Source organism: Mangrovibacterium sp. (genome assembly GCF_059905295.1).
Window position 1 is genome coordinate 1 of the sequence record NZ_JBZQJF010000050.1, and the last position, 10339, is coordinate 10339.

The window sequence follows — 10339 nt, forward strand, 5'->3', positions numbered from 1 at the left end:
GAATCTGTTTGGTACTTCATTTTTCATTGAGGGCTCAAAGCGAATCTGTTTGGTACCATTTTTTTCATTGGAGACTTAAACCGAATCGCTTTAAGTCCTCCGATTAGGAGGCGAGCCTACTTTTTTAATAAAATACTGATTGGGAGAAGCGGAGCAGCAGCAGATTTATTGTTCTGCATGCTGTAAATAGGTAGCTGAAATTGTCAATCACCGGAACTATTTTTTTTGTTTGAAGGCTTAAGAAGTTGAAATCCAATTGCCCGCATACCCATTTCCGATCAATTCCGTATACCTAGTCGGAAAAGAAAGGAGGGATGGTTCATGTTACCACAAATTGACAAAACGGGATTCGGGGTTATAACGGTTGGAGGAAAACGTTATGAGTACGATATTCTGATCCGGCTGGACGGCCATATTGAAAAGCGTAAGAAAAAACTATCGAAAGCAAAATATGGCACGTCGCACAAAATTTCGCTGGAAGAAGCTGTGGAAATTTACGAGGAAGGAGCTCAGGAGCTGATCATTGGCACCGGGCAGATTGGCTACATCGAGTTGTCGACGGAGGCAGATTTGTTCTTTAAAGAAAAAGAATGCCCGGTAAAACTGGTTGCTACTCCCACCGCCGCCAAAGTATGGAATGTTTTGGAAGGCAAGGTTATTGCGATGTTTCATGTTACTTGCTAGTATATAGGACTTACTGACCAGGTGACTTCGGGTCACCCGGTCAGTTTATAGCAATAAAAAAGGCGAAACTGTTTTGAGCAGTTTCGCCTTTTTTGGGGTGAGGCAGTTTGTAACCACCTCGTATTGTCTTTGGTCCACCTTTGAAAACCGCTGCACCTTATTTCTTTTTCTCCAGCTCGTTGAGGTGTTCCATTTTCTTGCGGGCCAGGAATTCGGTCACACCTTCGAGGTGTTCTTTCACGCGTTTGTTACCAAATTCGTAGACTTTCGATACCATGCCATCGAGAAAGTCGCGGTCGTGTGATACGAGAATCAGGGTGCCATCGAACTCCAATAGTGCTTGTTTCAGAATGTCCTTCGTGCGGATGTCGAGGTGGTTGGTTGGCTCATCGAGGATGAGCAGGTTTACTGGTTCCAGCAGTAGCTTGATCATGGCCAGGCGGGTACGCTCACCACCCGAAAGCACGCTCACTTTTTTATCCCAATCTTCACCACCAAACATGAAAGCACCCAGGATGTCTTTGATTTTGGTGCGAATATCGCCAACGGCCACATCGTCGATCGTTTGAAAGACGGTTCTGGTCTCGTCCAGCAACGAAGCTTCATTTTGGGCGAAATAGCCAACCTGAACATTATGGCCCAGCTTAATCTCTCCCTCGTGCTCCAGCTCTTTCATAATGGCCCGGATCATGGTCGATTTCCCTTCACCGTTCTTCCCGACAAAAGCCACCTTCTCGCCACGCTGAATTGTAAAACTGGCATCGCTGAATACCTGATGCTCCTCATAACTTTTGGCAACCTGTTCGGCAATTACCGGATAGCTTCCGGAGCGGGGCGATGGCGGGAAACGCAGCTTCAGGTGCGAAGTATCCACCTCGTCTACTTCAACGAGCTCCAGCTTTTCGAGCATTTTCACGCGGGACTGCACTTGCAGGGTTTTTGAATAAGTGCCCTTGAAACGCTCTATGAAAGCCTGGTTTTCAGCAATCATCTTTTGTTGCTCGTCGTATTGCTTTTGTTGCTGTTCGCGACGTTCTTTGCGCAACTCCAGGTAATTGCTGTAGTTGACCTTATAATCGTAAATACGCCCCATCGTTACTTCGATGGTACGGGTTGTAATGTTATCGATGAATTTCTTATCGTGCGAAATAACGATTACCGCCTTCGAGTTGTTGATCAGGAATTCTTCGAGCCATTGCACCGATTCAATATCCAAGTGGTTGGTGGGCTCGTCCAGCAGAATCAGATCCGGATTCTTCAAGAGAATTTTGGCTAATTCAATGCGCATCCGCCAGCCTCCGCTGAAGTCGCTGCTTGGTTTGTTGAAATCTTCGCGCAGGAACCCCAGGCCCAGTAAAATCTTTTCAACCTCGGCATCGAAGTTAATCTCACCCTGGCTGTAGAGTTTTTCACTCAGCTCGGACACTTGCTCAATAATCTGGCTGTATTCATCCGATTCGTAGTCGGTGCGTACAGTCAACTGGTGGTTCAACTCGTCCAGCGTTGTTTGCATGTTCAGCACATCGGAAAATGCCTGCGAGGCTTCTTCGAAAAGCGTGCGGTCGCTGTTGTGCATCAGGTGCTGTGGCAAATAGGCAATTACAGCATCTTTAGGTGCCGAAACTTTGCCGCGGGTTGGTGTTTGCACTCCGGCCATCAGCTTTAATAAAGTTGATTTTCCGGCTCCGTTTTTCCCCATCAGGGCAATCCGGTCTTTATCATTTACAACGAATGAAATATCCTTGAAAAGTGTCTGTCCGCCAAACTCTACGGTCAGTCCGTCTGCTGAAATCATGCTGTTATTTTTTTAATCGCGGCAAAGATAATTAAATGACCGACAGGTAAAAGTCGCCATTCAACTTCGTGCAGACATTGACAATCAAACTTTAATCTCCCGATCAGAATGGCCTGTTTTTATGAAATCTACTAAGCTGCCAATGCCACATTCAACCATGGTGGCAACAGCTGCATCGGTGTAAAAAGCGATATGTTGTGTCATAATTACATTCGGAAACTGGCGGATGTAAGCCATATCGCGGTTGCTGATGATATCCGTTCGGCGATCCTGATGATAAATGCCGGTTTCATTTTCGAAAACATCCAGAGCCAGTGCCCCGATTTTATGCGATTCAATAGCATCAATCACATCGCTTACATTCATCAGTTCACCCCTTGAACAGTTGATCAGAACAACTCCATTCTTCATTTTTGCAAGACTTTCCTTGTTGATCATACGCTGTGTTGAAGGAAGTAAGGGGACGTGGTAAGTGATAACATCAGCTTCAGCATAAAGCTCCTCCAGGGAAAGGTATTCAACTTTTGATACTATTTTCGGATTCTCGCGGGTGTCGAAGGCAATTAACCGACAGCCAAAACCCGATAAGTTTTCAATGACCTGTGCTCCAATATTGCCGGTTCCGACAACACCGATAGTCAGGTTACGCATCTCTTTTCCTTTTAGCCCCGTCAACGAATAATCGTTCACGTTGGCGCGCCACATGGCTTGTTTGTATTTTCGGAGCGACATCAGGATCAACATCACCGTATAATCGGCCACGCCGTTCGGATCGTAATAAGCATTGCTGATATGAATACCCAATTCATGGGCTGCTTGCAAATCGATGTGGTTATAGCCAACCGTCCGTGTAGAAATATATTGAATGCCTTGTTTTTGCAGTTTGATCAAAAGTTCCTTGTTTAACTGGGAGTGACCGAGGATACTTACGGCGTTGGTTCCCTTTAAAAGGTTGATATTGGCAAGAGAAAGATCATTGGGATAACAGGTGATTGTTACTCCATAGGTTTGCTCCAATTTTCGAATGATTGGCAGTTCGTCTTCTCTGGTTTCAAATACAGTAATCATAGTGCTCGTTTATAATTGGTGTGCAAAGTTAGCGGTGTCTTTATGCCAAAAAATGACCTTTATGAGGTTTCAGAGGAGTCGTGGATAACGTTAAATGTGCACTGAATTGCGATTTTCTCTCCTGATTAGTTTAAATAATTTTGGATTATAAGTTAAATTGAGCTGTGATTTTGTGTATTAAAGAAGTCCGAACGAATAATATTGTATCTTTGTGTGCGCAAACAAGTTCGAGATTTTAGCTTGTTTCAAATTTGTTTGTTGTCTATAATAAAGGAATTTGTGTTTGTTATGAATGATTTCAGAAATGTGCGGATTAAAGATGTCGCCGAGCTAGCCGGTGTCTCTGTTGCAACAGTTGACCGGGTTTTACACAAGCGTGGTAAAATTTCGGAGAAAGCCTTGGCTAAAGTCATGGAGGCCTTGGAGAAAACCGGTTATAAGCCGAACCTGATCGCAAGTACATTAGGCTCGAACAAGGTATTTCGGATTGCGGCTATGATTCCGGATCCTGCTTTGGATGATTACTGGAATCAGTCGGGTTCCGGAATTTTAAAAGCGACCGAAGAATGGGCACAGTATAATGTTCGCGTTGAGACCTTTTATTTCAACCTGTACGATAAAAAATCCTTTCAGCAAGTCGCTCAAAAGGTGCTGGATTTTAAGCCGGACAGCGTTTTGCTTGCTCCGATTCAATACCAGGAATCCTTACAGTTTTTCGATCAATTGAAGGAACAGGGAATTCCATATATCACCTTTAATACGAATATTACAGAAGCTGCCCCGTTAAGTTTTATCGGGCAAGACCTCTACCAAAGTGGGCGGGTTAGTGCAGAAATGCTGGCAACTAAAATTGGTAAAGCGGGTAATATTCTGGTGCTTCACATCTTTGAGGAAAATCAAAATGCCTTGCACGTTAAAGAGAAAGAACGTGGTTTCCGGGATTATTTTGCGAATAACAACCTGACTGATTTTACAATTAAATCGTTTGAGTTTACCAATCTGAATGATGCTGGTTTTGTTCGTGAAGTGGAGGTACTGCTAAATAAGGAGAAGGTTGATGGTATTTTCGTGCCAACTTCAAAGGCAACACACCTGACAGCATCGGTATTGGATAAAGCCGGGCGTAAGGATGTCGGTTTGGTGGGCTACGACTTACTGAAAGATAACATCTACTATATGTACGAGGGAGTGATTAACTTTCTGATTCATCAAAATCCACGAAAACAGGCGTTTAAAGGAATCAGCTATCTGGTGAATTACCTGTTGTTCAAAAAAGAGCCGCCGGTAAGTGATTTATTCCCCTTGGAAATTATCACACGCGAAAATATTAAATCGTATTTGTATTCCGATTTGAGTTAGTTGGATAATAAGAATAAAACAAAAAGCCGGGCACATCACCCGGCTTTTTGTTTGGTATTAACGAAGTTATTAACTTCTTATTTTGTGACCTTTCAAGGCATAATAGAGAATATACAGGAAGCAGGGAACACAAACCCAGTAAGCTTTCTGGGCTCCCATAATATCTTTGGCAAAACCATAAATTGTTGGAATTAAAGCTCCACCAACAATTGCAATTACCATTAACGATGATCCTGCTTTCGTAAATTTCCCCAGGTCAGTCATTGCAAGCGGCCAAAGTGCCGGCCACATCAGAGAACATCCGACAGCCATAAAGGCAATAAACCAGATCGATACAGCTTCGGGGGTGAAAATAACCATGATTGAACCGAAGATGGCTAAAATTGAACAGATCAACAGCGCTTTTGCCTGAGATAGGTATCTTGGAATAAAAATTATTCCACACAAATAACCAATAACCATTCCGACCGGTGCAATCCACGCATATAATTCGGCTCCCGGCAGGTTGATACTTTGGGCATAGTCAACCAATGTACTTAGCGAGATTGTTTCAACCCCGACATATAAGAATAAGGCTAAAACACCTAACAACAAATGCGGGAATTGCCAGATTGAAGTTTTGTTCGCAGCATAAGCACATGTTTCACCGCTTTCTTCGTCTTCACCGACTGCTTTAACTTCAGGTAGCGGGGAAAAGTAGGCCAACGCACCCAAGAGCAGGAAGATACCAATGATGATGTAGAATGGGAGAGAGATATCGGCTAATTGCACATTCTCAACGCTTTTACCAATAACCAACGATAGGAAAAGCGGAGCCACCGGCCAGGCCAGTTTGTTGGCGATACCCATGAAGCTCATGCGTTTGGCCGCACTTTCAATTGGTCCCAGAATGGTAATGTACGGATTGACAGATGCTTGTAAAAAGGCATTTCCCATACCACTGACAAACGATGCCAAAAGGAATAAGGGCAGGCTTTCCATACTTGCAGATGGGAGGTAGAGCAGGAACCCAACGGCAAACATGAGAAACGATAGCGTCATTGTTTTTTTGTAACCAATTTTGCTAATGACCAGCGAAGCCGGATAGCCGAAGATTAAAAATGCGGAGAATGTTGCAGCCAAAATAAGGTATGATTCTCCGGATGATACCTGAAGCGAATTTTTAAGAAGTGGGATCAGGTAACTGTTAATGCCCAAGGCAAAACCAATAGCAAAGAACATAACGCCAACTACCAGCAATGCAATCACAATTTTGTTGTTCTTTTGTGTCATAAAATACAAATTAAGGTTATACTGTTGCTTTAGGAATTATTTCACGAATCCGGCTTTGATAGTTAGTTGCCGGCAATATAATCAAAAGAAGTGTGCCCGCACACATTTTTGTGAATTATAACTTGAAAAAAGGTTAATTTTCACATTAAAAAGCTTATTTGTCAATCGATTTGTAAATGAAATAAGAGAAGAAGGATTTTTGTGTTTTTCAGATGAATCAGCACATTTTTTATATTTTTGGAACTTCTCAAAAACAGACAGCCATGAAATTCAGAATTCTTGCAATTTTTTTGATTTGTTTATTTGCGGTGCCTGTGTGGACAAAAGGGCAAACTGCTAATGCAACAAAACCTAAGTTAATATTGGTTATCAACGTTGAACAAATGCGTAATGATTACCTGGTTCGTTATGCCCATAAATTTCAGAATAATGGCTTTTTGCGCCTAGTGAATCAGGGTGCTGTTTGTTCAAATGCCAGTATGAATCTGCATATTGAGAAATGTGTGACAGGCGTACCAACGCTGTTTACCGGTGCTTATCCCGATCGTCACGGGATTATAAACGAGCGTTGGATGGATCGGCTGAAAGAGAAAGAAGTTGATGCAGTAGCTGATAAAAACTACATTACAGTCGGAAGCGATTCTAATGAAGGACAGTGTTCTGCCCGGAATTTACTGAGCCCTACAGTTGGCGATGAATTAAAGCTTTGTACCAACGGTGAAGCCAAAGTTTATTCAGTTAGTTTGAACGATTACAGTGCGGTACTCTCAGCTGGTCATGCGGCTGATGGTGCTTATTGGTTGGACGATGAAACCGGCAACATGATTTCCAGTTCCTATTATGTGGATCAGTTTCCGGGATGGGCTTTCAGTTTTAACAGTAAACGGGAAATTGAGTCGTATGCCGCACGTGACTGGACAACTTTATTGCCATCGAGCAGCTATGATGCAAGTGTTGAAGATGATGATCAATATGAAACCGGCTACTTCGATAAATGGAAAACTTTTCCGTATAATCTGAAAAAGCTGATTTCAACAGGAGGAAGTTACCGGATCATGAAGACAACGCCTTACGGTAACCGGCTGGTTAAAGATTTTGCGCTTAGCCTGATCGATAATGAACGTTTGGGGCGCGATGATGTACCCGATTTGCTGACCATCAACTTCTCGTCAATGGATTATGCGAACAGTTGGTTTGGCCCCTCATCGGTTGAAATGGAAGATACTTATTTGAGACTGGATCAGGATATAGCTGACTTACTAAACTATGTGGATAAAAACATTGGTTTGGCCAATACGCTGGTTGTGTTAACTTCTTCTTGTTCTTCTTCGTACTCAGTTGATTTCCTGCAACACAAATACAATATGCCCGCTGGCTATGTTTCCCCGGAAAGCATGGTCGCCCTGCTGAAATCGTATCTGAATATTACTTATGGACAAGGTAACTGGATCGATTTTGTGATGGATCAACAGATATACGTGAATCGGGAACTGATTGAGAAGCAAAAGATTTCGTTGAATGATTTTTTGACCAAGGCAGCATCTTTTATCAATCAGTTTGAAGGAGTGAAAATCGCACTGCCCGCTACTGGTTTTGAGCAGGGGGATTATGCTACCAGTTTATTGACTACGATATCGAAATCGTACAATTTTAAGCGTTCGGGAGATATTCTTTTCATGCTGGAAAATGGCTGGCAACCCCAGTTTAAGTATCGGAAAGTAGTTTATACCGACAATACCCGAATACCGATGATTTTCTACGGACAGGGAATTCGAAACGGACGTTTCCGCAACTCAGTTGATGCGATAGACCTCGTACCTACCATTTTTGATATTCTGGGCTACGATATTCCTCCTCATTGTGAAGGTCGGGTAATTAGCGAGATACTTCGATAATCAACTAATAATAAAGTCGCTGATTTTTGTGAAAATCTTTCGGAATTCCTGATCGATCGTTTCCTTGTTCTTTTCAGTTGTTGGAAAAGGAGCAATGTGGTTGTAGCGGAACGGAAAATCATAAATTTCAACAGGGATGGGGATGTCTCTGTTTGCTCCCTGCAAGGTGTTGACAATTTCGTACGACGGAATTACTTCGTCCTGCTTTAAGCCAATTGCCATTAAGTCGGAGCTTACTTCGCGAAATAGATCTTCCCGATAAAGTCTGTTCTGATTGTAGTTAAGCATAGCGTGAAAGATGTGTCCTTCCTGATGCGGTCCCTTTATATAATGGTGAAGGTGTTGATCTTTTTGGGCATGTTTATCCAGGTGTTCAACCATGTAGGAGTAAAGGGCAACATTGGCTTCACTATCTAAAATAAATTTGGAGACAGGGGAGAGGCGGTTGAATACCGGGCCTCCGCAAAATAAGCTCAATTTCGATTTTGAAAAATAGCCCTTGGGGTTGGTCAATTTCAGAATTTGAGCCAACAGGCAGCCAATGGAATAGGCAACAACATTGAAATTTGTATTGGTTTCAATTAAGGGATGTTTTCCTTCGCGTACCTGGTCGATAAATTTAATAAGGTCGTAATAACTTTGGAGCCCCGACCAGATGAAGCGTTGCGGACGGCTGTGCAGGCGCATGCTAATGGCAACATTGGTTAACGAAGAATTGACAACATCGGGAAATGTTTGTTGCCGTTGAGCACTTAACTGGAACATTTTGCGTTTATCGCTCCAAATCGACAAGGTACGATTCATATGAAAAGCCATTGGAAATAGGATGACCAGATAGCCTGTACGTTCGGCCAGAAACTGTGCCCATGCTAAGTATTTGTTCCAGTTTTTTTCATTAAAACCGTGAAATAAAAAGATGGCATCGTTTTTTTCAGATTTGTTTTTAGGCTCAAATACAAAATAATCGAATTGTTTGTTGTCATCGATTTCGGTATCCCGAATCTGGATTTTAGTATCGATTGCTCCTATGTTGTCGTACCAATTTTGAGATCCGTCAAAATGCTCGTTATGAATTGGGCAGCAATATTCTTCTGCTCCCGGGAGTAAATCTTGCGAATCTGATTCAAATTGAAACTTGTGAATGATCAAATTATCGTAATCCTTGGTGGTGGCTATGCTTTCCAATTGATCCACAAGTTCCAGGTATGCATCTTTATATAACTTCATTGTTTGCTTGTTTTCGAGTTCTAAAGAATGCTTGTTTTTATTGCGAAAGAATAATCCTTTAGGACTTTGAAAATTACGGAATAGCTCGATGAATGTGCATTTGACGGGCAGTTTTATTTGCAACAATTAATGCAAAAAAAGCAGGAGTTTCTCCTGCTTTTCCATGTGTATTATCGTTGAGTAATCGACGTAATTGTTCTTTGGGGAAGCTGTGCTTTGAGCTTATTTGTCAATGCCGGCAGCCGCTGCCTGGTCAAAATAGAAGGTCAACTGACCGTGCGTTGGTTGGATGTAGGTTGATGGTAATTTTTTGTATCCTTCCAATTGGTTGAAAATCTCACGTACTCTTTCCGTTTTTGAAGCTCCGGTAACCAGAAAGCTAATTTCTTTTGCATTGTTTATCACTTTCCCGGTCAGGCTTACCCGCTTTTGCCCCGATTCCGGGTGCGTTGCAATAGCGCAAATATTGGAATCCTTCAGCAGTTGAATCTCATGCGGAAAGATGGATGCAGTATGCCCGTCATTTCCCATTCCCAGGATGATGAGGTCGAATGAAGGCCAGCCATTTTCTTCCGGAATCCATTTTCTGATTTCGTCAATATAAGCTTTGTTGGCTTTCTCCGGAGCCCATTCTCCCATTACCCGGTGAATATTCTCTTCCGGCATATCAATTTTGCCCAATAAATGGTCAACAGTCATTTTGTAGTTGCTTTGCTCATCGGTTGGAGGTACGCAACGTTCATCGCCCCACCAAAAATGAATCTTATTCCAGGGCATCTTTGTGGCATATTCCTGTGCCAATACATCAAACAGTAAGGCCGGTGTAGAACCCCCTGAAAGTGCAACGTGAACAACTTGATTAGCTTGCTCTGCAAATTGGTAAAGATCGTTTGCAAATGCGTTGGCTACTGCTGTATTGTCCGGGTATAGCTTAACTTTTCGTGCTTCCATTTTCAAGTAAAATAAAGCCTGACGAATCAGGCTAATTGTTATAGTTCACAGTAATTTCCATCGTTTGACAGATTTTTGCAGGGATAGC

At 42.6% G+C, this 10339-nt stretch carries 8 protein-coding genes; 3 read left to right on the forward strand and 5 right to left on the reverse strand.

Going from position 1 to position 10339, the window contains the following annotated elements; translation table 11 throughout:
- Positions 1-321 precede the first annotated feature (321 nt).
- Positions 322-684, forward strand: coding sequence for an MTH938/NDUFAF3 family protein (locus tag AC37HE_RS03030; RefSeq protein WP_500781304.1), 363 nt, complete (start codon positions 322-324; stop codon positions 682-684).
- Positions 685-841: 157 nt separating this feature from the next.
- Here AC37HE_RS03030 and AC37HE_RS03035 read toward each other — a convergent pair whose 3' ends face one another.
- Positions 842-2479 carry an ABC-F family ATP-binding cassette domain-containing protein gene (locus AC37HE_RS03035; RefSeq protein ID WP_500781305.1) on the reverse strand — a complete coding sequence of 546 codons (1638 nt, stop codon included), beginning with the start codon at positions 2477-2479 and terminating at the stop codon, positions 842-844.
- A gap of 84 nt (positions 2480-2563) precedes the next feature.
- The gene (locus tag AC37HE_RS03040; RefSeq protein ID WP_500781306.1) at positions 2564-3547 is read right to left on the reverse strand and encodes a D-isomer specific 2-hydroxyacid dehydrogenase family protein; all 984 of its coding nucleotides are present in this window, start codon (positions 3545-3547) and stop codon (positions 2564-2566) included.
- 288 nt (positions 3548-3835) lie between these two features.
- Between AC37HE_RS03040 and AC37HE_RS03045 the strand changes: the two genes are divergently transcribed.
- Positions 3836-4906 carry a substrate-binding domain-containing protein gene (locus AC37HE_RS03045; protein ID WP_500781308.1) on the forward strand — a complete coding sequence of 357 codons (1071 nt, stop codon included), beginning with the start codon at positions 3836-3838 and terminating at the stop codon, positions 4904-4906.
- 69 nt (positions 4907-4975) lie between these two features.
- Here the strand turns inward: AC37HE_RS03045 and gluP are convergent, their stop codons facing one another.
- Positions 4976-6178, reverse strand: coding sequence for a glucose/galactose MFS transporter (gene gluP, locus AC37HE_RS03050; RefSeq protein WP_500781309.1), 1203 nt, complete (start codon positions 6176-6178; stop codon positions 4976-4978).
- Between the two features lie 263 nt (positions 6179-6441).
- Here gluP and AC37HE_RS03055 point away from each other — a divergent pair, with 263 nt between their 5' ends.
- Positions 6442-8073, forward strand: a complete 1632-nt coding sequence (locus tag AC37HE_RS03055) for an alkaline phosphatase family protein (RefSeq protein ID WP_500781310.1) — start codon at positions 6442-6444, stop codon at positions 8071-8073.
- Here the strand turns inward: AC37HE_RS03055 and AC37HE_RS03060 are convergent, their stop codons facing one another.
- On the reverse strand, positions 8074-9300 hold the full coding sequence (locus tag AC37HE_RS03060) for a DUF6051 family protein (protein WP_500781311.1): 1227 nt from the start codon (positions 9298-9300) through the stop codon (positions 8074-8076).
- A 222-nt stretch (positions 9301-9522) separates the two neighbouring features.
- On the reverse strand, positions 9523-10251 hold the full coding sequence (pgl, locus tag AC37HE_RS03065) for a 6-phosphogluconolactonase (RefSeq protein WP_500781312.1): 729 nt from the start codon (positions 10249-10251) through the stop codon (positions 9523-9525).
- Positions 10252-10339: the final 88 nt, after the last annotated feature.